Origin of the sequence: Saccharopolyspora karakumensis (genome assembly GCF_004349225.1) — a bacterium.
In the GTDB taxonomy this organism is placed as follows: domain Bacteria; phylum Actinomycetota; class Actinomycetes; order Mycobacteriales; family Pseudonocardiaceae; genus Saccharopolyspora; species Saccharopolyspora endophytica.
Map to the genome: position 1 here is coordinate 1 of NZ_SMLA01000066.1, position 22,949 is coordinate 22,949.

22 protein-coding genes are annotated in these 22,949 nt (G+C 70.9%); 6 read left to right on the forward strand and 16 right to left on the reverse strand.

Annotation, left to right across the window (positions count from 1 at the left end; all coding sequences use genetic code 11):
* The 3 genes from E1202_RS27445 to hisD form a co-directional block, all read right to left on the reverse strand.
* A partial coding sequence (locus tag E1202_RS27445) for a hypothetical protein (RefSeq protein ID WP_132686227.1) occupies positions 1-268 on the reverse strand: 268 nt, incomplete at its 3' end.
* A gap of 165 nt (positions 269-433) precedes the next feature.
* A complete protein-coding gene (locus E1202_RS27450; protein WP_132686228.1) occupies positions 434-1,594 on the reverse strand; it encodes an ester cyclase in 1,161 nt (386 codons plus the stop codon).
* Complete coding sequence (hisD, locus tag E1202_RS27455; protein ID WP_132686229.1) at positions 1,591-2,922, reverse strand: histidinol dehydrogenase; 1,332 nt, start codon at positions 2,920-2,922, stop codon at positions 1,591-1,593. Before hisD ends, E1202_RS27450 begins: the two co-directional genes overlap by 4 nt.
* A 324-nt stretch (positions 2,923-3,246) precedes the next feature.
* Here hisD and E1202_RS27460 point away from each other — a divergent pair, with 324 nt between their 5' ends.
* Complete coding sequence (locus E1202_RS27460; protein WP_132686230.1) at positions 3,247-4,524, forward strand: MFS transporter; 1,278 nt, start codon at positions 3,247-3,249, stop codon at positions 4,522-4,524.
* Positions 4,525-4,546: 22 nt separating this feature from the next.
* Here E1202_RS27460 and E1202_RS27465 read toward each other — a convergent pair whose 3' ends face one another.
* On the reverse strand, positions 4,547-5,605 hold the full coding sequence (locus E1202_RS27465; protein WP_132686231.1) for a LysR family transcriptional regulator: 1,059 nt from the start codon (positions 5,603-5,605) through the stop codon (positions 4,547-4,549).
* A 101-nt stretch (positions 5,606-5,706) separates the two neighbouring features.
* On the opposite strand from E1202_RS27465, the gene E1202_RS27470 reads away from it, so the two are divergent.
* From E1202_RS27470 to E1202_RS27485, 4 genes are read left to right on the forward strand one after another with little or no spacing between them, the layout of a single operon-like run.
* Positions 5,707-6,843: a cupin domain-containing protein gene (locus E1202_RS27470; protein WP_132686232.1), complete on the forward strand. Its 1,137-nt coding sequence runs from the start codon at positions 5,707-5,709 to the stop codon at positions 6,841-6,843.
* A complete protein-coding gene (locus tag E1202_RS27475) occupies positions 6,840-7,508 on the forward strand; it encodes an alpha/beta fold hydrolase (RefSeq protein WP_207918944.1) in 669 nt (222 codons plus the stop codon). The genes E1202_RS27470 and E1202_RS27475 overlap by 4 nt, the downstream gene beginning before the upstream one ends.
* Complete coding sequence (locus tag E1202_RS27480; protein ID WP_132686233.1) at positions 7,505-8,263, forward strand: SDR family NAD(P)-dependent oxidoreductase; 759 nt, start codon at positions 7,505-7,507, stop codon at positions 8,261-8,263. The genes E1202_RS27475 and E1202_RS27480 overlap by 4 nt, the downstream gene beginning before the upstream one ends.
* Positions 8,260-8,985 (forward strand): HpcH/HpaI aldolase family protein, encoded by a 726-nt coding sequence (locus tag E1202_RS27485; RefSeq protein WP_132686234.1) that lies wholly within the window; start codon positions 8,260-8,262, stop codon positions 8,983-8,985. The genes E1202_RS27480 and E1202_RS27485 overlap by 4 nt, the downstream gene beginning before the upstream one ends.
* 68 nt (positions 8,986-9,053) lie before the next feature.
* Here E1202_RS27485 and E1202_RS27490 read toward each other — a convergent pair whose 3' ends face one another.
* Complete coding sequence (locus tag E1202_RS27490; RefSeq protein ID WP_132686235.1) at positions 9,054-10,046, reverse strand: LacI family DNA-binding transcriptional regulator; 993 nt, start codon at positions 10,044-10,046, stop codon at positions 9,054-9,056.
* Positions 10,047-10,329: 283 nt separating this feature from the next.
* Between E1202_RS27490 and E1202_RS27495 the strand changes: the two genes are divergently transcribed.
* The gene (locus E1202_RS27495) at positions 10,330-11,262 is read left to right on the forward strand and encodes a thermonuclease family protein (protein ID WP_132686236.1); all 933 of its coding nucleotides are present in this window, start codon (positions 10,330-10,332) and stop codon (positions 11,260-11,262) included.
* Here E1202_RS27495 and E1202_RS27500 read toward each other — a convergent pair.
* From E1202_RS27500 to E1202_RS27550, 11 genes are all read right to left on the reverse strand, one after another.
* Positions 11,214-12,704, reverse strand: a complete 1,491-nt coding sequence (locus E1202_RS27500; RefSeq protein ID WP_132686237.1) for a flavin-containing monooxygenase — start codon at positions 12,702-12,704, stop codon at positions 11,214-11,216. The genes E1202_RS27495 and E1202_RS27500 overlap by 49 nt on opposite strands.
* 190 nt (positions 12,705-12,894) lie before the next feature.
* Positions 12,895-13,692 (reverse strand): SDR family oxidoreductase, encoded by a 798-nt coding sequence (locus E1202_RS27505; RefSeq protein WP_132686238.1) that lies wholly within the window; start codon positions 13,690-13,692, stop codon positions 12,895-12,897.
* Positions 13,693-13,885: 193 nt separating this feature from the next.
* Complete coding sequence (locus E1202_RS27510) at positions 13,886-14,647, reverse strand: ATP-binding cassette domain-containing protein (RefSeq protein WP_132686239.1); 762 nt, start codon at positions 14,645-14,647, stop codon at positions 13,886-13,888.
* Between the two features lie 4 nt (positions 14,648-14,651).
* The gene (locus E1202_RS27515) at positions 14,652-15,641 is read right to left on the reverse strand and encodes an ABC transporter permease (RefSeq protein ID WP_132686240.1); all 990 of its coding nucleotides are present in this window, start codon (positions 15,639-15,641) and stop codon (positions 14,652-14,654) included.
* Positions 15,642-15,643: 2 nt separating this feature from the next.
* Complete coding sequence (locus E1202_RS27520; RefSeq protein ID WP_132686241.1) at positions 15,644-16,645, reverse strand: sugar ABC transporter substrate-binding protein; 1,002 nt, start codon at positions 16,643-16,645, stop codon at positions 15,644-15,646.
* On the reverse strand, positions 16,642-17,520 hold the full coding sequence (locus E1202_RS27525; protein ID WP_132686242.1) for a TIM barrel protein: 879 nt from the start codon (positions 17,518-17,520) through the stop codon (positions 16,642-16,644). Before E1202_RS27525 ends, E1202_RS27520 begins: the two co-directional genes overlap by 4 nt.
* Positions 17,517-18,500: a Gfo/Idh/MocA family protein gene (locus E1202_RS27530; protein WP_132686243.1), complete on the reverse strand. Its 984-nt coding sequence runs from the start codon at positions 18,498-18,500 to the stop codon at positions 17,517-17,519. Before E1202_RS27530 ends, E1202_RS27525 begins: the two co-directional genes overlap by 4 nt.
* A gap of 217 nt (positions 18,501-18,717) precedes the next feature.
* Positions 18,718-19,551: a sugar phosphate isomerase/epimerase family protein gene (locus E1202_RS27535; RefSeq protein WP_207918947.1), complete on the reverse strand. Its 834-nt coding sequence runs from the start codon at positions 19,549-19,551 to the stop codon at positions 18,718-18,720.
* 5 nt (positions 19,552-19,556) lie between these two features.
* A complete protein-coding gene (locus tag E1202_RS27540; RefSeq protein ID WP_132686256.1) occupies positions 19,557-20,678 on the reverse strand; it encodes a dihydrodipicolinate synthase family protein in 1,122 nt (373 codons plus the stop codon).
* Positions 20,679-20,707: 29 nt separating this feature from the next.
* On the reverse strand, positions 20,708-21,856 hold the full coding sequence (locus E1202_RS27545) for a Gfo/Idh/MocA family protein (protein WP_132686245.1): 1,149 nt from the start codon (positions 21,854-21,856) through the stop codon (positions 20,708-20,710).
* A gap of 72 nt (positions 21,857-21,928) precedes the next feature.
* The gene (locus tag E1202_RS27550; RefSeq protein ID WP_132686246.1) at positions 21,929-22,936 is read right to left on the reverse strand and encodes a LacI family DNA-binding transcriptional regulator; all 1,008 of its coding nucleotides are present in this window, start codon (positions 22,934-22,936) and stop codon (positions 21,929-21,931) included.
* Positions 22,937-22,949 lie beyond the last annotated feature (13 nt).

The following is a 22,949-nucleotide window of genomic DNA, read 5'->3' on the forward strand; positions in this document are numbered from 1 at the left end:
GCGAGAGCACGGCGCGGATCGTCCACTCGGCGGGGGCGTGGTAGTGCCAGGACACGATCTCGGGTGCGAAGAGGTCGGCGTTCGGGCACAGCGGCATCCGGTAGGCCGTGGCCTCGTCCTCGGCGTGCAGCACCAGGACGTCGGCGCAGGTCTGCCAGCGGTGGGCCATGCCGACGGCGCTCGGGTCGTCGCGCGGCCCGAACACGTAGGACTCCCAGCCTTGCTGCCGGAGCCCGTCGAGCAGGACGTCGACTTCGGAACCGCTCACGTCCACTGCCTCCTCGCGGCCGCGCGTGCAAACGTCGAATGTGCCATTACCTGTTGGTAATGTCCAGCTCCTCGAGTCTGCCACCGGAGCGTTTCACAGGAACGTGGGCCCCGTTCATCCACCCGGGTGGCCACGGATCGCGGACACCCGGGTGGAAGGCGGGATTCAGCGGAGTTCCGGTCCGCCGTCCTCGCTGACGAGCTGAGCGATGACGTCGAACTCGTTGAACAGCGACCACTCCTCGACGATGCGGCCGTGCATCACGTAGAGCTGGGACATGCCCCAGAGGTGAGCCCGCCGGCCGGTGGGCTTGCCGTAGAGGCCGAAGCCGCGGTGCGTGCCGGCACCCGACCAGCGCACCGAGATGCTGTAGCCGTCGGTGTCGTTGCCCATCCAGTACACCTCGTCGACCTGCACGCCCAGGTCGGGGAAGGTGGCCAGCAGGCTGCGGGCCATGGCGCGCACGTCCGACCGGCCGTAGCCGGTGCGGTTGGTGGTGCCGTGCCAGCGGACGTTCTCGGCGTAGAACCGGTCGATCGCGCTCAGGTCCCGCCGGTTGAAGACGTTGTGCCACAGCGCCCGCGCGGAGCCTTCCACGTCGAAACCGGCCGTGTTGTCCGGTTCCGGCAGCACGATCGGCTTGCGGCCGCCGACCAGCCGCAGCGCCTCCGAGGAGGGGCGCTCGGAGACCGGGACGAGGCCGCCTTCGCGGGCGTAGGTGCGCGCCGCTTCGGTCACGTTGATGCCGAGCTGCTGGAGCTTGGCCGCGGTGTTGTAGAGGACCCACTCCTCGTAGATCTCGTTCTGCCACACCACGCAGTTGGCCATCACCCAGGTCTCCAGCCTGCGCCCGGTGGGCGGGCCCCAGCGCCAGGGGCCGGTGTGGTGGCCGATGTTGATGGCCCGGTGCGAGGTGACGAACCCTTCGGTGTCGCTGCCCGCCCAGATCACGTCATCGGCGTAGTGACGGCAGTCCGGGAAGGCGTTGATGCTCTGCGTCGTGCCATCGATCAGCCGCTCCACCCCGAACTTCACGCCGCTGTCGTCGTAGAGGCGGCAGCCCTGCGCGTAGGTGTCGTAGATGTAGCCGATGTCCTGGTCTTCCCAGATGCGGTGGGTGATCCGGACGATGTAGTCGACGATGTCGGTGTAGGCGTCCTCGAACCCCTCCATCGACTGGCGGCGCTCACCGCCGTAGTTCACCCCGCCCAGCGTCGCGCCCGCACCGGGGCGCACGGCGATGCTGAAATCGCTCGGCATCGTGCGCTTGACGGACTCCATGGTGCCGCCGGGGGAACCCGCGGGCTGCTCGGAAACCTCGGTCATCGTGCGTCGCCTTCCCGGAGGCGCTCCAGCCGCAGCGTCGCGGTGGCCTGGTGCGCCGCCATGCCCTCGTAGTCGGAAATGGTCTCCACGGCCTCGGCCAGCAGCGGCGTCGCCTCCTTCGAAACACGCTGGTACGTCAGCGGTTTCAGGAATCGCGACACGGACAGGCCCGCGCTGTGCCGGGCGCCGCCCGCGGTGGGCAGCACGTGGTTGGTGCCCGCCATGCCCTTGTCGGAGTAGGCGACCGTGCTCCACGTGCCCAGGAAGATCGAGCCGTAGTTGCGCAGCGAGTCGTGGTAGAAGTCGTCGTCGGCGGTCTGGATCTCCAGGTGCTCGGGAGCCAGGTCGTCCATCAGCGCCACGGCGGTCTCGCGGTCCCGCGCCCAGGTCACCGAGCCGAAGTCGCGCCAGGCGGGACCGGCGATCTCCTCGGTGGCCAGCGAGGAGAGCTGCTTGTCGGCCTCCTCGATGACCGCTTCGCCCAGCTCGCGGGAGGTGGTCACCAGCGCGGCGGGGGAGTTGACGCCGTGCTCGGCCTGGCCGAGCAGGTCGGCGGCGACCAGCTCCGGATCGGCGGTCTCGTCGGCGATCACCGCGACCTCCGACGGTCCGGCCAGCAGGTCGATGGCCACGCGGCCGAACAGCTGCCGCTTGGCCTCGGCGACGAAGGCGTTGCCGGCGCCGACGATCATGTCCACCGGCGCCTCGCCGAGCAGGCCGAACGACATCGCCGCGAGCGCCTGCACGCCACCCAGCACGAACACCCGGTCCACGCCCGACAGGTGCGCGGAGTGCACCACCGCCGGGTCCGCCTCGCCGTTCTTGCCGGGCGGCAGGCACGCCACCACGGTCGGCACCCCGGCGGCCTTGGCCACGCCGACGGTCATGAACGCGCCCGCGGTCAGCGGGAACCGGCCCGCGGGCAGGTAGGCGCCGACGCTCTGCACCGGCACGTAGCGGTACCCGGTGGTCAGGCCGGGGGCGAGCTCGACCTCGGCGTCGGACAGGCCCGCGCGCTGCAGGTCGGCGAACCGCCGGGTGCGCTCGGCGCCGAGCTCCAGCGCCGCGCGGTGCTCGGGCGTGAGCGCGTCACCGGAAGCCCTGATGGCCTCCTGGCCGAGCTCGACGTCCGGCTCGTTCCAGCCGTCCAGGTCGCGCGCGTAGCGCAGCACCGCGTCGAAGCCGTCCCGTTCGATCTCGCCGAGCATCTCCGAGACGCGTTGCGCCACAAGGGGATCCTGTTGCGCCTCGGGTGCGTCCGAGGCGGGTGCTTTGAGGTGTTCGAACCGCCCGGCCAGGTCGCCGAGCAGCCGTGAGCTGAATCGCATGAGGCGAACGCTAAGCGGGCCTGGACCACAGGACAAGAGTGGAGTTCCTTGTAAGAGGCATAGGACAACCCTATGCGATCACGATCTGCTAATCCGTATGCACAGCCGGTGTCGAACTGGCCTGATCCTCCCGCATCATGAATTCATCCGTATGCATGTGGGGCTTGACACACGATTCGGGCGCTGCGACTCTCTTGCGAATCCGCCGACTCGTCCGATCGAGCAACAGGCATGCGCGGGCGAAGATGCCCGCCCCGGATCTCGGAGCTACGTTTGTCGACTTCAACTCCCGTGCCCGAAAAGCAGGCACAGTCCCCAGCGCCGATGCGCAGAGCCGTCACGGCCGGCGTGATCGGCAACTTCGTCGAGCAGTTCGATTTCGGCATCTACGGCTATCTCGCACCGGTCATGGCACCGGTGTTCTTCCCCTCCCAGGATCCCGTCGTCGGTGTGCTGAGCACGTACGCGATCCTGGCCATCGGCACGATCATCCGCCCCCTCGGCGGCATGATCCTCGGGCGCTGGGGTGACCGCTTCGGTCGCCGGAGCGTTCTGCTGTGGACGATCGCGCTGATGGGTCTGTGCACCGCGCTGATCGGTGTGCTGCCCAGCTACGCGCAGGTCGGCATGCTCGCCCCGCTGCTGCTGCTGGCGATGAGGATGATGCAGGCCCTGATCTCCGGCGGCGAGTACGTGGGCGCCATCGCGTTCGTCGTGGAATGGGCCGAACCGAAACGACGCGCCTACTACACCTCGTTCGTCTCCATCAGCGTGTTCGTCGGAATCCTCGGCGGCGCGGGCATTTCCGCGCTCACCGCCGCCGTCTTCGACGACGCCGCGCTGCAGAGCTACGGCTGGCGGATCCCGTTCCTGCTCGCGCTGCCGCTGAGCCTCGTCGGGCTCTGGGTGCGCAAGCGCGTCGGCGAGACGCCCGAGTTCGTCAAGGCCACCGCCGACGGCGCGGAGGTCGTCAAGGCGCCGCTCACCGAGGCGTTCAGGTCGCAGTGGCGCGAGATGCTGGTGTTCTGCGGCTCGTCGATCACCCTGGCGATCGTGTCCTACACCTGGGTCACGTACCTGCCGGAGTTCCTGTCGTCCAACGTCGGCCTGTCGCGGGCCGAGGCCCTGGGCTCCAACGCCATCTCGGTCGCGGCGATCATCCCGCTGCTGCCGCTGGCGGGTGCGCTCTCGGACCGGATCGGTCGACGTCCGATGCTCATCACCGGGTACCTCTCGGCGCTCGTGCTGATCCCGGTGGCCTTCGCGGTCGCGCAGATGGGCACGTTCACCGCGGCGGTGATCGCGCAGCTGATCTACGTGATCCCGGAGTTCTTCCTGACCGGCATCGTCACGGTCTGCGTGGCCGAGCTGTTCGCGACCAAGACCCGGTTCAGCGCCGGAGGCGTCGCGTACAACTGCTCGTTCGCCCTGTTCTCCGGCATCACGCCGTTCGTCTCGGCACTGCTGGTGAGCACCTTCGGCACGATCTACGCCGTCTGGGGCTACCTCGCGGTCGCCGCGGTGATCTCCCTGGTCGTCGTCATCAAGTGGATGGAGGAGAGCTACCGCCTCGACCTCACCACGGGGAAACCGATGGAGTGATCGGGTTCCGCGCTCGTTCTGCTCAGCGGTGCGGGTAGCGGAACCTCAGACGCCGCCTGGGTCCGGGCGCCACTCGCCAGGCGACGTCTGAGAACCCGCGGCGGTGCGGGTTGCTCAGGTGGTTGTTCTCTCTCGCGGCTGCGCCGCTTGCGCGCAGGTCGTGAGAACACCCGTCCGCCCAGGAGGCTCCTCCTTCGAGGAGGGTCTCCTGGGCGAGGCGGGCGAGTTCGCCGGTGGCCGGGGAGAGCGTGCGGTTGCGGCGGTGGATCAGGGCGATCGTGTCGTAGAGCGGTTCGGCGAACGGCGCGGTGTGCAGCTCGGCCGGGAAGCGGCGGCTGTTGACCACCGCGCGGGAGGCGATCGTGTCGCCGATGCCCTGGGCGGCCAGCCGCAGCGCGGACTCCACGTGCTCGACCTCGATCCCGGCGTCCAGCGCCACCCCCGCGAGCTGGGCTCGTTCGGCCAGCTGGCGGCGGGTCGGATCGGCCCAGCCGTAGCGGGCGTCGTAGAGGATCAGCGGTGCGGTCGTGAGGTCCTCGACCGCGACCGGGCGTCGGGTGCGCTCGGGGTCGGGGCTGACGTAGAGGACCTCGTCGCGTGCCAGCGGGGTGACCGACAGGGCCTCGTCGTCGATGGGCAGCACGACCAGGCCCGCTTCCAGATCGCCGTCGCGGACCGCCGCCGCGGTCTCGGCCGAGTTCTGCCCCACCAGGCGGACCTTGACGTCGGGGTAGCGGTCGAGGAACTGCCGGACCAGGTCCGACAGCAGGTAGTAGTCGGCGTTGCGCAGCAGCCCGAACGTGGCCGTGCCGCCGCTGAGCGCGTTGAGCGCGCGCACGGCCGCGCTGCCGTGGTCGACCGCCGCCAGGGCCTGCTCGGCGTGGGGCAGCAGTTCGCGCCCGGCTTCGGAGAGCGTCAGCTTGCGGCTGCCGCGGACGAACAGCGCGGTTCCCAGCTCCTCTTCGAGCCTCCGGACGAGTTCGGACACCGACGGCTGGGCCATGTCGAGCTCGCCGGCCACCGCCGTGAACGTGCCGAGTCGGTGGGCCAGCAGGAACGCGCGCAGCTGGTTGAGGGTCACGGCCGAACCCTACGGCACGCGTAGACGGTTTCCCGAGTCCTCTTGACATGGCTCTCCACAACGGCTTCCATCCATACATACGTATTCACACGGAGGTGCTGATGTCTCAGGTCGAGGTGACCCGGCAGGAACTGGAGCGGCGGACGATCCGGCGATCGGACTTCGTCTCGTGCAACCAGGCGTTCATCGACTGCCGCACACCGGGCTCCGACCGCAAGGAGAACTACTCGATGATCGGGCCGGGGGTGACCCAGAGCCCGAACCAGGTGGTCAACCTGCGCGAGGCGCACGGCTACAACATCGGCGCGGCCGCGATGCCCCACGGCATCGTCAACAACCTGCACCTGCACTTCACCGCCGAGGTGTTCATCTGCTTCCGTGGCGAGTTCCTGCTGCGCTGGGGCGCCGACGGGCAGGAGGGCGAGCTGGTGCTGCGGGAAGGCGACATCGCCTCCATCCCGACCTGGATCTTCCGGGGCTTCACCAACATCGGGCCCGACGACGGCTGGCTGTTCACCGCCCTCGGGCACGACGACACCGGCGGCATCATCTGGGGTCCGAGCGTGCTGCGCGAGGCCGAGGGGCACGGCCTGTTCCTGACCGAGGACAACCGGCTCGTCGACACCGTCGCCGGCGATGAGAAGCCCGAGGACGTCGAGCTCAAGCGGCCGATGAGCCCGGAGGACATCGCCGGTCTGAGCTCCTTCCCGGTGGAGAAGATGCGCAAGCGCGTCGCCACCGCCGACGACCTGGAGTGGTCGGCCCGGGCGCTGCTCGGTTCGGCGCTGCCGGGCGGGGCGGCCGAGCTGACGCAGGTCATCGGCTTCGGCATGACCGAGGACCGGCTGCAGGAACCGCGCATCTACAACCCGCACGGCCACAACATCTCCTGGCTGCGCGCGGCCCCGGACGAGGGCATGCTCACCCACCGGCACGCGGGCACGCAGGTTCTGATGGTGAAGGACGGCGAGTGGGAGGTGACCCTCAATCGCGAGGAGGAGGTCTCCGTGCGGCTCGGTCCGTGGGACATGCTCTCGGTTCCCGCCGGTGCGTGGCGCAAGGTCCGCAACGTCTCCGACGAGACCGCCAGCATGCTCATCATCAACAGCGGCGACGGCCGGGTCCGGCTCGACTGGGACGACGAGGTCGTCAAGGCGGCCGCGGACGCCGGTGTCGGCGTCGACCACAACGGCTACCTGGCCCCGTTCCACCTCATCCCGCGACCGGTGGGCAAGTGAGCCCGATCGTCCTGGTGCCCGGCATGCTCTGCGACGCCGACCTCTGGTCGGACCTCCCGGAGCTGCCGGGCGAGGTGGTGCACGCGGAGACCACCGAACCCACCATCGGCGGCATGGCCGAGCAAGTTCTGTCCGCAGTGGACGGTGATTTCACCTTGGTGGGGCTGAGCCTCGGCGCGATCGTCGGGTTCGAGGTGCTGCGGCGGGCGCCGGAGCGGGTGAGCGCGTTCGGCGCCCTGTCGACCAACGCCGGAGCGCCCCGGCCGGACCAGCGACGGGCGTGGGAGCGGCAGGCCGCGGCCGACTTCGACGGGGTCGTCGAGGAGATCCTGCCCGCGATGTTCGCCGAACCCCGAAGCGCCCTGCGGGAGCGGTTCCTGGGCATGGCCGGGCGGATCGGGCCCGTGACCTTCCGCGCCCAGCTCGCCGCCCAGGCGACCCGCACCGAGGCGTTCGACGCCATCGCCGGTTACGACGGGCCGGTGCGGGTGCTGTGCGGCGATCGGGATGCGCTGTGCCCGAGCGGTTTCCACGAGGAGATCGTCAGGAGCGCCCGACGCGGACGGCTGCACGTGCTCTCCGGGGCCGGGCACCTGCTCCCGCTGGAACGACCCGCCGTGGTGGGCGCGCTGATCGGGGAACTACTGGAACGAGGAGAACGATGACCACACCGCTCACCGGGCGAACGGCCCTGGTCACCGGCGGCGGCAACGGGCTGGGGCGTGCGATGTCCCGGGCGCTGTCGGCCGCCGGAGCCCGGGTCGTCGCCGTGGGCCGCAAGCGCGACACCCTGGAGGAGACCCTCGACGGTCTCGACGGACGTGCCGCGACCTGCGACGTCTCCGACCCGGACTCGGTGGCGGCGCTCGCCGGCGAGCTGGCGGGGGAGGAGATCTCGATCCTGGTCAACAACGCCGGGGTCGCCGGTCCCGTCAAACCGCTGCTGGAGATCGAACCCGCCGAGTGGGACGAGGTCTTCGACATCAACGTGCGCGGCGTCTACCTGATGTGCCGGGCGTTCCTGCCGCAGATGGTCGAGAGGGGCAGCGGTGACGTCGTCAACGTCGCCTCGGTGTCCGGAAAGCGCCCGCTGCTGCGCCGAACCCCGTACTGCGCCTCGAAGACCGCCGTGATCGGGCTGACCACGACGCTGGCGGGCGAGGTCGGCCCGCACGGGGTGACGGTGAACTCGCTGTCGCCGGGGCCGGTCGACGGGCCGCGCATGACCCGCAACTTCCGGCTCGAGGCCGAACGCAGCGGGATCACCGAGGCCGCCGCCGAGCAGGAGTTCGTCTCCCGCGCGCTGCTGCGGCGCATGGTGACCGAGGAAGAAGTGGGGCAGGCGCTCGTGGCGATGCTGCAGATGCGCGGGATGTGCGGAGCCGACATCGACCTGTCGGCGGGAATGGTGGCGCGATGACGACCCTGAAGCAGCGAGTGCGGGCGGGCGAGAGGCTGCACGGCGGCCTGCTCCGGCTGCCTTCGGAGAACCTGCTGGAGATGGCCGCCGTGGCCGGGCTCGACTACGCGGTCATCGACTGCGAGCACGGCCCCGCCGATCTGCTGAGCCTGCAGCAGCACCTGCAGATCGCCGACGCCCACGGGCTCCCGGTGCTGGTCAGGGTGGGGGAGAAAGAACCGGCGCTGGTGCTGCGCGTGCTCGACCTCGGCGCGCAGGGGGTGATCGTGCCGCACGTCGACACCCCCGAGCAGGCGAGGGAGGTGGTGGCGGCGGCGCACTACCCGCCGCTGGGCGAGCGCGGTTTCGCCACCTACAGCCGTGCCGGCCGCTTCGGCACCAACAGCATCGCCGAGCACCTCGCGCAGGCCGAGCGCACCACGATGGTCGTCCCGATGCTGGAAACGCCGCAGGCGTGCGACAACGCGAGCGAGATCCTCGCCGTCGAGGGCGTCGACACGGTCCTGGTGGGGCCCGCGGACCTCTCGGTGGCCATGGGCCGCAGCGGTCCGTCGGACCCGGAGGTGGCCGCTCGCCTCGCCCAGGTCGTCGAGGCCGCGGGCGGCGCGCCGCTGATGACCATCGTCGGCTCCACCGAGCAGGGCGCCCAGGCGCCTCCGGGGATGGTGCTCCACAACCTCACCCACATCCTCATGCAACTGCTGCGGAGCCTGAAGAGCTGAGGAAACGCCGCTCCTTCCCCTGGTTTCATCCACATGAAGCGGATGAAGTCGGGGGAGGGCTGCGCTGATCAGCGGGCGGCGTGGGTGGCGCGCAGGACGAGCTCCGGCGTGAACAGCGTGCGCCGGGGCTCGGGGTCGTCGTCGGACTCGATGCGCCGGACCAGCAGGCGCGCCGCTTCCTGGGCGAGTTCTCCCAGGTCGTAGTGCACGGTGCTGAGTCCGAACGCCTCCCACGCCGCCATCGGGATGTCGTCGAAGCCGATGAGCGTGAGGTCCTCGGGGATGCGCACGCCGTGGGCGCGAGCGGCGTTGAACGCGCCGATCGCGATCACGTCGTTGCCGCAGAACACGGCGGTGGGGCGGGTCGGCCCGGCCAGGATCTCGGTGAGTCCCCGGTACCCGGTGTCGAAGTCGAAGGGGCCGCGCCGCACGGATTCCTCGGGCAGACCGATGCCGGCCTCGGAAAGGCCCAGGCGGAAACCCATTTCGCGCTCGCGACCGGTCGTGGTCTCCGCCGGGCCGCCGATGTGGGCGATGTCGCGGTGGCCGAGCTCGGCGAGCTCGCGGGCGACCAGCCGGCCGCCGAGCTCGTTGTCCACCACCGCCGCGTCGGCCGGACGGCCTCCGGCTTCGCGGTTGAGGAACACGAACGGGAGCTCGCGCCGTTGCAGGTCGTCGGGCAGCCGGGACCCGATGGTCGCGGTCGCCAGCACGACGCCGTCGATCGAGCGGTCCAGCAGGCGTTGGCTGGCCACGGCGGTCTCGGACCGCTCGGTGAACAGCATCATCCGGTAGCCGTGCTGCTCCAGCTCGTCGTGCAGCGGACCGATCAGGTGCGGGTAGAACGGGTTGGTGAGGTCGGTGACCACGACGCCGATGCGCTTGGTCACCCGGGTCGACAGGCTGCGGCCGGTCTCGCTCGGCACGTAGTTGAGCGCATCGGCCGCGCGCTGGACGCGTTCCCGGGTAGCCTCCGACACGCGCTGATCGCCGCGGAGGGCCCGGGAGACCGTCGGCTGCGAAACACCCGCCAGGCGGGCCACATCGCGGCTGGTGATCAAGGACTTGGCTCCCCTCGGAGTGGCTGCATACGAATACTACTCCTGCGCTGTGCGCGCCCAGTTCAGCCGCCGAAGAGCCCGGAACGTGAGCTGAATACGTATAGCGGAACGGAACATTTCCGTCCACTCGCCCTCGCGTGCCCCCGGAGGCGGCGTCCTGCCGCCCGCAGCGGTGAAGGTGTGAACGGTTGCTCCGGTGGGGTGGAGTTCCGGGGGATCGGGCCGCGACCACCTGATCGAGTGAGGGATCATCGTTGCGAACGCGAGCGCAGTGAGGGGTCCGATGTTCTTCGGGATCGTCCACCTGGTCGGCATGGTGGCGACGGTGGTCATGAGCGCGCTGCTCTGGCGGCAGCGAGCCAGGCAGGGGCGTGCGTGGCCGTGGCTGATGGCCGGGCTGATCGCGGGCGTGCTCTGGCCGGTGACGCTCTGGCCCGCGGTCGCGGCCTACTGGCACCGGAAGGGCGTGTCGGCGAAGGCCCCGCTCATCGCCGGAGCGTGCGCGCTCGGCGCGGTGATCATGCTGCTGGTGGTCGGCATGCTGTCCGGGACGGAGCAGCGGGCTCAGCCCGCGGGTCCGCAGGTGCTGCGGGAGCCGAGCTCGCCGCCTCCGTCGGTGATCACGCCCGAGCCGGTCCTCGCGCCCCCGCCGCAGCAGGACCGGGCGCAGGTGCGCGAAGTCCTCGACGACGACCGGGTGCTCATCCAGGTGCCCGGCCGGGAACCGCAGGTGGTGCGCATCGCGGGCGTGCAGGCCCCGGCGGCGGGCGAGTGCTGGAGCTCCGAGGCGCGGACCTTCGCCGAGGACGCGCTGCGCGAGGAGACGGTGCAGGTCACCTTCGGCGTCGGCTGGAGCAGCGGACGCAGTCCCGAACCGGAGGTCTCGCTGACCCTGCCCGACGGCGCCGAGTACTCGTCGCTGGCCCTGCAGCAGGGTGCGGCCCGGCTCTACCCGGAGGCGTTCCTCGCCGAGGGCCTCGCCTCGGAGCTCACCCAGGCCGAGGCCACGGCCAAGACCGCGGGCCGCGGCCTGTGGGGCCGGCAGTGCAGCGCCGTTCAGGCCGCGCCCGTGCCGCCGCCCGCTGAGGAGGTCCTGCCCGCCCACTACGCCACCTGCGAGCAGGCCAGGGCCGCCGGAGTGGCGCCGCTGCGGCGCGGCGACACCGGCTATTCGTCCACGTTGGACAGCGACGGCGACGGCATCGCGTGCGACTGACTCCGGCCGAACCGCAGGTCGCGGTCGGCGACCGGTAGGTGCCGCAGCACCAGCAGGTCGTGGAAGTAGTCCATCTTCACCCGCCACGGTGCCTTGACGTCCGAGCGCGGGAAGGCGTCGATGCCGCGCTGGACGTAGTGGGAGGTGAAGTTCTCGATCATCGGGTGCGCACCCCTGCTCGCCTTCACCGGCACGCACCGGTCGTGGCCGTTGCGGCGCATCCGGCGCAGCAGCCGGACGACGAACTCGCCCACCAGGTCGGCCTTGAGCGTCCAGCTGTGGTTGGTGTAGCCGAAGGTGAACGCCAGGTTGGGGATCCCGGACAGCATCGCTCCCTTGTAGACGGTCGTCTCGCTCGGGGCGACCTCGCGGCCGTCGACGGTGAAGGAGATGCCGCCGAACGCGCGCAGCCGAAGCCCGGTGGCCGTGATGACGATGTCCGCGTCGAGCTCGGCGCCCGACCGCAGGCGGATCCCGGTCTCGGTGAACTCCTCGACGTGGTCGGTCACCACCGAGGCTCTGCCGCTGCTCAGCGCGTCGAAGAGATCGCCGTCGGGAGCGAGGCACATCCGCTGGTCCCAGGGGTCGTAGCGGGGGTTGAAGTGCGTGTCGACGTCGTAGTCCGCCGGGAGCCGCTTGGCGGCGGCCTTGCGGATCGCCTTGCTCATCCGCTTCGGGAACGCCCTGCTCAACCGGTAGGAACCCGCGCTGTAGAGGATGTTCTTCCAGCGCACGAGCGCGTAGGTCGCGCGTTCGCCGAGCCTGCCGCGCAGGTGCGGCAGCAGCGGGTCCCGGCCGGGCACCGACACCACGTAGCCGGGTGAGCGCTGCAGCATCGTCACGTGCGCGGCGTCGTCGGCCATCGCCGGGACCAGGGTGATCGCCGTGGCGCCGCTGCCGATCACCACGACCCGCTTGCCCGCGTGGTCGAGGTCCTCCGGCCAGTGCTGCGGGTGCACCACGGTGCCGGTGAAGCGCTCGACGCCGGGGAGCTCGGGCGCGTGCGGCTGCTCGTAGTGGTAGTAGCCGGCGCAGAGGTGGAGGAACTTCGCGGTCAGCCGCACCTGTTCGCCGTCGTGGTCGGCCAGCACCGTCCAGCGCGCCTCGTCGCTGGACCAGGAGGCGCTGAGCACCCGGTGCCGGTAGCGGATCCGCCGGTCGATGCCGGCGCCTTCGGCGGTCGTGCGGACGTAGTCGCGGATCGCCGGGCCACCGGCGAAGGACTGCGCGCCGGGCCACGGCCGGAACCGGTAGGCCATGGTGAACATGTCCGAGTCGGAGCGGACGCCGGGGTAGCGGAACAGGTCCCAGGTCCCGCCGAGCGCATCGCGGGATTCGAGGATCGCGTAGTCCAGGTCGGGGAAGGCGGACCGGAGCTGGTGCGCGGCGCCGATCCCGGACAGCCCGGCTCCCACGATCAGCACGTCCAGGTCATCACGCACGGCGGCTCCTCCCGCAGCGGCGGCGTGGGAACCGCGCGCGAACGCCGCGGCTCCCGTCCCTGCACCCGGCCCGAAATTACCGCCGGGTGCTCACCTCGGATACCGCGTGCCGGGTGGCGTTCGCGGAACGCGGCAGGGGCGGTTCTGCCCCGAACCGTCCATGAACGAATCCCGTCGTGCCCGATCGGCCTCAGATCTCGACGTCCGGGATCGGCAGCGGCATGTTCGGCGCGACCAGCCCGCCGTCCACCGCCAGGACCTGGCCGGTGACGTAGGAGGAGGCGGGGGAGGCGAGGTAGAGGATCGCCGCGGCGATGTCCTCGGGAACGCCGATCCGGCGCAGCGGGGTGTGGTTCTCCAGCGTCGCCTTCATCTCCGGGTCGGCGGCCGCGACCTCCAGCGCCTCGGTGAGGATCGCGCCGGGAGCGACGGCGTTGACGCGAATGCGCGGGTTGAGGTCCGCGGCCATCATCCGCACCGCGTGGTCCAGCGACGCCTTGGCCGCGCCGTAGGCGAGGTAGCCGCGCCCGACGAGGTGCCCGGTGCTGCTGGAGACCATCACCACGCTCGCCGCCTCCGACTTCGCCTGGTGCGGCACGGCCTCCCGCACCAGGCGCACCCCGTGCACGACGTTGTTCTCGAAGGACTTCCGCAGCGCCTCGTCGTGGGTGTGGGTGAACGGCCGGGGCATCGACCCGCCGGTCACGCTCACCACGACGTCGATGCCGCCCAGCTCCTCGGCGACCCGGGCCACCGCCCCGGCCACGGCTTCGGCGTCCCCGGCGTCGGTGGGGATCGCCACCGCGCGTCGCCCCAGCTCGCGGACCTGCTGGGCCACCGCCTCGATCTGGTCGGGCGTGCGGGACAGCACCGCCACGTCCGCGCCGGCCTCCGCCAGCGCCAACGCCGTGGCGGCCCCGATCCCGCGCCCGGCCCCGGACACCAACGCGACCCGGCCATCGAGCCGGAACAGCGGCAACGTCGCCAACTTCGCCTCCTCACCTCGACCACCACCGGATCTCAGTGGAAACCCCACTCCCGATCTCAGTGGAAATCCGACATCGCCCTTCAGCGGAAACCGGAAACCCCGATTTCAGCGGAAACCTGGGACCGGGTTTCAGCAGAAATCGGGACAAGCAAGTGCTTGGTAGGGTATCGGGTCGAGGTGGGGTTGGCCAGGGTCAGTCGGATTCGAGTTCGCGGGTGAGGGTTTCGAGCTCCGCGCCACCCGCCATCTGATGGGTCAGGTGGTCCAGGGTGATGTTCTGCTTCTCGTGGCTGCCGAGGCTCCGCCCCCGCTTGAGCAGCAGGAACCGGTCGCCGACCGGGTAGGCGTGGTGCGGGTTGTGGGTGATCAGCACGACGCCCAGCCCCCGGTCGCGGGCCCGGGCGACGTGCTCGAGCACGATCCCGGCCTGCTTGACGCCCAGCGCGGCGGTCGGCTCGTCGAGGATGAGGACCTTCGCGCCGAAGTGCACCGCCCGGGCGATCGCCACGCACTGCCGCTCACCGCCGGAGAGCGTGCCCACCGGCTGCTCGACGTCGCGCAGCTCGATGCCCATCTCGGCGAGCGCGGTGCGGGTCGTCTCCCGAGCCCGCTTGCGGTCGATCAACCCCCACCTGCCGGGCTCGGAACCGAGGAAGAAGTTCCTCCACACGCTCAGCAGCGGCACCACCGCCAGGTCCTGGAACACCGTCGCGATCCCGCGGTCCAGAGCCTCCCTGGGGGAGCCGAACCGCACCGGCGACCCCTCGAACAGCAGTTCCCCGGCGTCGTGCTGGTGCGCACCGGCGAGGATCTTGATCAGGGTCGACTTGCCGGCGCCGTTGTCGCCCAGCACGCAGGTGACCTCACCGGCGTTGACCACCGTCGAGACGTCCTCCAGGGCGGTCACCGTGCCGTAGTTCTTGCCGATGCCGCGCGCTCGCAGGAGCGGAGTCATCGCCTCACCCCCGTTGCCGTTCCGCGCGGCGGCGGAAGGAGTTGTTGACCAGCACCGCGCCGAGCAGCAGCACCCCGAGGAACAGGAAGAACCAGTCGTTGTCCCAGCGGGCGAACACGATGCCCTGCCGGACCATGCCGAAGATCAGCGCACCGACCGCGGCGCCGATGGCCGATCCGAAACCGCCGGTGAGCAGGCACCCGCCGATGACGGCGGCGATGATGAACTGGAACTCCAGGCCCACGCCCTGGTTGGCCTGCACGGTGGTGAACCGCAGGATGTTGATCGAGCCCACCAGCCACCCGCACAGCGCGGTGGTCATGAACAGCCCGACCTTGGTGCCCAGCACCGGGACGCCGACCGCGCGGGCGCTCGCCGACGAACCGCCTACGGCGAAGACCCAGTTGCCGAACCGCGTGCGCAGCAGCAGGAACGACGCCACCAGCGCCGCCCCGATCCACCACGCGATGGAGATCTGGAACGACGTGCCGCCGATGTCCAGGGTGGAGGCGAAGACGAACCCGGCGGACTCGTAACCGGGTGCCGAGCGGATGCCGGAGACCTGCACGGTCCCGGTGATCAGGCGGGTCACGCCGAGGTTGAGGCCCTGCAGCGCGAAGAACGTGCCGAGCGTGACGATGAAGCTCGGCAACCCGGTGCGCATCACCAGCAGCCCGTTGCACGCACCGACGAGCAGCGCGAACACCAGCGACAGCGCCAGCCCGGCCCAGGCGTTCCACCCCAGCTCGGTGGCCACGATCGCCGTGACCAGCGCGGTCGAGGCGGTCATGACACCCGCGGAGAGGTCGAACTCGCCGCCGATCATCAGCAGCGCCACACCGACGGCCATGATGCCCAGGGTTGCCGAGTCGTCCAGCCAGGTCGCCGTCCCCAGCGGGGACAGGAACTCGTCGGTGAGCAGCGAGAAGAACGCGAACACGCCGATCGCGCCGATCACCGCGCCCAGCTCCGGTCGGGTGAGATGCCGGCTCATGCCTACCTCGTTCCGCGTCGCGCGTACTCGCCGACGACGTCCACGGTGGACTTGTCGACGAAACCCGGTCCGGTGTAGACGGGTTCGCCACCGCCGACGGTGTTGGCGTTGTCCAGGAACAGCTTCAGGAACACCACCGGCAGGTAGCCCTGCTCGTACTGCTGCTGGTCGACGGCGAACAGCAGCTCGCCGGCCTGGATGGAGGCGACCACGTCGCCGTTGAGGTCGAAGGTCGACACCGCCGCCCGGGAACCCGATTCGCGCACCGCGTTGACCGCGTTCGCGGCGACCTGCGGGTTGAGCGTGAGCACCCCGTCCACGGACGGGTCGGACTGCAGCGCGCCCTTGATGCGCGACTGCGCGTCTGTCGGGTTGTTGATGTCGACCTGCAGGTCGACCACCTCCCCCGAGGTGAAACCTCCCCGCGCACCGTCGCAGCGCTGGGCGAGAGTCTCGACCCCGGCCTGGTGGATCACGCACAGGAGCTTGCGCTTGCCCGCCTGCGAGAACCGTTGTCCGGCAGCGTTTCCCGCGACCGTCTCGCTCTGCCCGACGTGGGTGATCGCGCCGAAGGCGGCGCTGACCTCCTCGCCGGCGTTGATGGTGATCACCGGGATGCCGGCGGCCACCGCGTTGGTCACCGAGGTCCGCATCGCCTCCGGGCCGCCGAGCGAGACCACCAGTCCGTCGGCGCCCTGGGCGATGGCGTTGTCCACCAGCTTCGCCTGGTTCCCGGGGTCGGGATCGGCCTGGTACTGGACCTCGACGTCCAGATCCCGCCCCGCCTGCTCGGCGCCGTTCTGCACCACGTTCCAGAACGCGTCGCCGGGCGTGCTGTGGCTGACCACGGCGATGCGCAGCGGTCCGTCGCGGGTGTCGGCCTGCTGGTGCGCACCCGGCAGCGGGCCGGACGCCTTCGGGCCGGTGCACCCGGCCAGCGCCAGCGCTCCGATCAGGAGCACGGGCAGCAACCGCGTCGTCGCGGGTCCGCGGTGTGAGGTCATCGGCCTTCCCGGATCCGGGAGAACGCCTCGTCCAGGTGGACCAGGCTGCGCGCGGTGTTGCGCCGGGGGCCGCAGTCGTCGGAATCCGGCCCCAGCGCGGTGTCCTGCTCCAGCACGTACCAGCCGTGGTAGCCGGCCGCGTGCACCGAGCGGACCATCGCCTCGATGTCCACGTCGCCGTCCCCGAGCGGCACGAACAGGCCGCGCGCGACGGCGTCGGCGAAACCCGCGCGCCCGGCGCGGACCTCGGCGGCCAGATCGGCTCGGACATCCTTGAGGTGGATGTGGCCGATGCGCGCGGGATGCCGCTCGGCCAGCGCGACCGGGTCCGTCCCCCCGACCAGCAGGTGCCCGGTGTCCAGGCACAACGACATCGGGGAGTCGGCGAGGAAGCGCTCGACCTCGGCTTCGGTCTCCACGTGCGTGCCGACGTGCGGGTGCATCGCGACGCGCAGGCCCTCGGCGGCGACGACTTCGGCGATGCGGCGGCAGGTGTCGAGCAGCGTCGCCCACTGCGCGTCGTCGAGCTGCGGCCGTTCGTCGTAGCCGTCGAGTCCGGTGGCCGCCGCGAGCACCACGATCTCGCCTCCACCGGCGGCGATCTTCTTCGCCGTCGCGGACGCCTCGGCGACGCTGCCGTCCGCCAGGGACGCGTCATGCATCGGGACGGCGAGGAAGCCGCCGACCAGCTCCAACCCGTTCCTGCCGATGATGGTCGGCGGATCCGGCAGGTAACCGGGCGGTCCGAGCTCGGTGGCGTGAACGCCGAGACCGGCCATCTCGGAGAGGACCCGTTCGGGTTCGAGGATCCGGCCCCAGCCGGGGACTTCGCTCACGCCCCAGGAGATCGGCGCTGCCGCGACCTTGAACGTCATGCGCCCACCTCCACCGGCTTGCCGACGCGCAGCGACTCCTCGCACGCCTCGGCCAGGCGCAGGCTGACCAGCGCCTCCCCCGGCGGCGACGGGTTCTCGGCCCGGTCGGCGATGACGTCGAGGAACACGCGGGCCTCCCGCAGGTAGGCGTCGTGGTAGCGCTCGGTGAAGGACGTCCAGGGACGCTGCGGACCGGTGCCCGCGACGGTGTTGAGCGGAGTGCGCTCGTCGAGCCCGATGCTGAGCGTGTCGCGCGAGGCGAAGACCTCCAGGCGGCAGTCGTAGCCCACCGGGTCGTGCCGGGCGGCCGAGAGCAGCGCGTGCGCGCCACCGGCGAACCGCAGCGACACCACCGCGTTGTCCACGTCGCCCACCTCCCGGAACGCCTCGTCGACCAGCACCGATCCGGAGGCGTAGACCTCGGTGACCGGTTCGCCCAGCAGCCACGGCACCGCGTCGAGATCGTGGATCAGGCAATCCCGGAACAACCCGCCCGAGGTGGCGACGAACTCCCTCGGCGGTGGCAGGTGGTCGTTGCACACCGCGCGCACCAGGTACACCGAACCGGCCGATCCGTCGCGCAGCCGCCGGTGCACCTCGGCGGTGTCGGGGTCGAAGCGGCGCTGGAACCCGACCAGCACCGGGACGCCGGAGCCCTCGATCTCGTCGACCAGCGCCGACATCGTGGAAAGATCTGCGGCAAGCGGTTTTTCGCACAGCACGGGGGTTCTCGCGGCGAGGGCTGCGCGCACCAGGTCGGCATGCGTGCCGGTCGGGGTGGCGATCAGCACCCCGTCGGCCGAGAGGAGTTCGTCCACAGTGGTCACCGCTGTGGCTGGCGGTCCGAGGTCGGTGGCGGTGGTCTCGGCCCTGCCCGGTACCGGGTCGAAGAGCAGCAGTTGGTCGATGTCGTCGAGCGCGGCGAGATTCGTGGCGTGCATGGAGCCGATCCGACCGACCCCGGCTACTCCGATCTTCATCTCGGCGTAGGCCTCGATTCGTCTAGAGGGACGCGTGGGCGCGGATCAATGCTGTGCGCTGCCTCACAACGCTGTCAAGAGCCGTTCGCGCGAAGCAGTTCCGCGACGAATGCCCACTGTGGACGAAAAGAGCCCTGTTCGTGCCGGGTCGACGTGCGACAACAGGTGCGGATGTCCTGACAAACGGTTGACGTGGGGTGTTCGGATCCAGTAGGCGTTATCTCAGATGCGGGAGCACGAGATCGCCGTAGCGGGCGATCATGGCGGAAAGGACCTGGTCGCCGGGCGAGTCCCAGATCTCGGCGTTGAAGATCTCCACCTCGACGTCACCGGTGTACCCGGCGGCGTCGATCATCGAGGTGATCGAGGCGAAGTCGACGACTCCATCACCCATCATGCCCCGGGACAGCAGGGCGTCCTGGGCGATCGGCAGGATGAAGTCGCAGACCTGGTAGGAGGCGATGCGGTTCTCCCGGCCTGCGCGGGCGATGCTCCCGGCCAGCGCCGGGTCCCAGTGGACGTGGAAGGTGTCCACGACGACCGCCACCTGCTCCGCCGGATGCGGAGCGGCGATGTCCAGCGCCTGGGTCAGGGTGGAGATGACCGCGCGGTCGGCGCAGTACATCGGGTGCAGCGGTTCCAGGACCAGGCGGACGCCGTGCTCGCGGGCGAACGGGACCAGGTCCGCGATCCGCTCGGACACCCGCGCGCGGGCACCGGCCAGGTCCCGATCGCCCTCCGGAAGCCCGCCCACGACCAGGATCAACGCGTCCGTGCCGAGCGCGGCGGCCTCCACGATCGCCGCCCGGTTGTCGGCCAGCGCCACCTGCGCGCCGGCCTCGTCGGCGGCCGTGAGGAAACCACCCCGGCACAGGCTCGACACCCGCAACCCCGCATCGCGCACGAGCCTGGCCGACTCGGTCAGCCCCTCCTCGGCGACCCGGTCGCGCCACAGGCCCACCGCCGGGATGCCCGCGCGGACGGCACCGTCGACCGCCTCTCGCAGCGTCCACCGCTTCGTCGTGGCGATGTTCAACGACAACCTCGTCAGATCGCTCACCGCTGCACTCCGCTCAATGCGAGGAACCCGCGCATCCGCTCTTCTGCCGACTCGGGATCGACCAGCAACCCCGCCCGGTCGGCGAGCCGGAACACCTCGGCCAGGTGCGGCACCGACCGGCCCGCGTGCAACCCGCCCGCCATCGCGAACCCCGGCTGGTGACCGTTGAGCCACGACAGGAACGCGATACCGGTCTTGTAGTGGAAGGTCGGCGCCTCGAAGATGTGCCGGCCCAACGCCTTCGTGCTGTCCAAGATGGACTGCGCTGTCGCCGGATCGTCGCGGTCCAGCGCCTGGATCGCCGCGGAGGCCGCCGGGTGGATGGCGGCGAAGACCCCCAGCAGCGCGTCGGAGAACTCCCCGCGCGAGCCGACGATGAGATCCGGGTAGTTGAAGTCGTCACCGGTGTAGAGCCGCACCCCCTCGGGCAGCTCCCGCCGCAGCGCGATCTCGTGATCGGCGTCCAGCAGCGAGACCTTCACCCCGTCGACCTTCTCCGGCCGGGCGCGGATGATCTCCAGGAACGCCTTCGTCGCCGCCGGGACGTCCTCGGTGCCCCAGTAGCCGCGCAACGCCGGGTCGAACATCGGCCCCAGCCAGTGCAGGATCACCGGATCGTCGGCCTCGTCCAGCAGAGACCCGTAGACCCACGCGTAGTCCTCGGGCGAGCGGGCCACCGCCGCCAGCGCGCGCGAGGCCATCAGGATCACCCGCGCCCCCGCGTCCGCCACGACCTCCACCTGCTCGCGGTAGGCGGCGAGCACCTCCCGCAGCGTCGGGGTCCCGGTGAGGTGGTCGGTGCCCGCACCTGCGGCGATCACCCCGCCGGCGGAGCGGGCCTCGGCCGCGGAACGACGCACCAGCTCGGCGGCTTCCCGCCAGCCGAGCCCCATGCCGCGCTGCGCGGTGTCCATCGCCTCGGCGACGCCGAGCCCGTAGGACCAGATCCGGTGCCGGTAGGACAGCGTCGCGTCCCAGTCGATGTCGGCGGGCGCACCCGGCACGTTCTCGCCCAGGACGCGCGGAACCACGTGCGCCGCCGCGAACGCCGAACGCGACCGCAGCGGTCCCTCGGGCTTCGGCCACTCGCGCGGGGCGCCCGTGGTGTGCGCGACCATCCGCCCGTCGGATCGGGGGAGCAGCAGGCTCACGGCGCCACCTCGCCCAGCTCGACGCGACGGCCCTCGCGGGAGGACGTCAGCCCGGCCTCGGCCAACCGCACCCCGCGCGCGCCCGCGAGGAAGTCGTAGGGGTGGTCGCCGTCGTCGCACAGGTGCCGCAGGAACTGCTCCCACTGGGCCTTGAACCCGTTGTCGAACTCCTGGTTGTCGGGCACCGGCGACCACTGCTGCCGGAACGGCGTGGCCTCCACCAGGTCCGGGTTCCACACCGGCTTCGGCGTGTGCGCCCGGTGCTGCGCGACGCAGTGGTGCAGTCCCGCGACCGCGCTGCCGTGCGTGCCGTCGACGTGGAACTCCACCAGCTCGTCGCGGTGCACCCGCGTGGTCCACGACGAGTTGATCTGCGCGATCACCCCGCCCGCGAGCTCGAAGATCCCGTACGCGGCGTCATCGGCGGTCGCCGCGTAGGGCTCGCCGCGCTCGTCCCAGCGCTGGGGGAGGTGCGTGACGACCTTCGCCGTCACCGCTTCGACCCGGCCGAAGAGGTTCTCCAGCACGTAGTTCCAGTGCGGGAACATGTCGGTGGCGATGCCGCCGCCGTCCTCCGCGCGGTAGTTCCAGCTCGGCCGCTGCGCGGACTGGAAGTCGCCCTCGAACACCCAGTAGCCGAACTCGCCGCGCACCGACAACACCCGGCCGAAGAAACCGGATTCGACCAGCCGGCGCAGCTTGAGCAGCCCCGGCAGGTACAGCTTGTCGTGCACGACACCGGTTTTCACGCCGGCCTCCCGCGCCAGCCGGGCCAGCCGCAGCGCGCCCTCGACGTCGTCGGCCACCGGCTTCTCGCTGTAGACGTGCTTGCCGGCCTCCAGCGCGCGGGTGATGGCGGGTTCGCGGACCGAGGTCAGCTGGGAGTCGAAGTACACCTCGTCCGGTCCGGCCAGCGCGGCCTCGAGATCGGTGCTCCAGCGGTCGATGTCGTGGTTCTTGGCGATCTCCTGGAGCTTCTCCTCGTTGCGTCCCACGAGGATCGGGTCCGGCACCACCCGGGTGCCGTCGGAGAGCTCGACCCCGCCCTGCTCCCGGATGGCCAGAACCGACCGGACCAGGTGCTGCCGGTATCCCATCCGCCCGGTGACGCCGTTCATGATGACGCCCAGCCGTCGCTCGGCCATGCCGAACCCCCTCTGTGTGGAAAGCGCTTACCAAGACCGTAGGCGGAAGCAGGAGCGGGATGCAAGGGGGAGTCAGCGCCTCGGAGTGCTCTCGCGGACGATGACCTCACCGCGGACCTTGCGGCGGCGCGGTTTCGCGGTGGGGGAGGCGAGCACGAGGTCCAGAGCCTCGCGCCCCATGTCGGTCAGCGGCAGGCGAACCGTGGTCAGCGCCGGGGTGACGTCGCGCAGCGTCGAGATGTCGTCGAACCCGGCCACCGCCAGGTCCCGCGGCACGTCCACGCCGCGCTCGCGGCAGGCGGCCATCGCGCCCATGGCCATCAGGTCGTTGATCGCGAAGACGCAGTCGACCTCGGCGCCGGAGTCCAGCAGCCGGTGCATCGCGCGGAAACCGCCGTCGCGGCTGAACTCGTCGGCCACCACCACCGGCTCGCCCGAGGGCCAGCCCGCGGTGAACCCGTCCCGCCGATCGCGGGAGACCAGCAGGTGCTCCGGGCCGGTCAGGATCGCCGGCCTGCGGTAGCCGAGCGCGGCGATCTCGGTCGCCAGGTCCTGCGCGCCCCTGCGGTTCTCCACCACGACGGTGTCGACCGGCAGCTTCGGTTCGCTGATGGCCACCACGCGACCGCCCGACGCCACGAACGGATCGAGCTGGGCGGCCGTTTCCCGCAGGTGGGCGCGGTCGTTGCTGCGGCTTCCGGCGAGCACGATCGCGCGTCCGCGCTGCCGCCGCAGCGCACCGAGCAGTTCGAGCTCCCGCTCGGGCTTGCCCGCCGTGCTGCACAGCATCACCAGCAGGCCCTGCTCCTCGGCGGCGTTGGCCAGGCCCGCGGCGATGGTGGAGAAGTAGGGGTCGGAGATGTCGTTGACCAGCAACCCCAGCAGGTCGGTGGAACCCCGGGCCATGGACTGGGCCTGGGCGTTCGGCGAGTAGCCCAGCCGGGTGGCGGCCCGCAGCACGCGGTCGTGCAGCTCGGCGCGGACCACCCGATCGCTGCCGTTGAGAGCGCGCGAGGCCGTCGCGAGGGAGACGCCCGCCTCCTTGGCGACGTCGGTGAGGGTCGCTGCTCGTGCGGCCACGACGCTCCTTGTT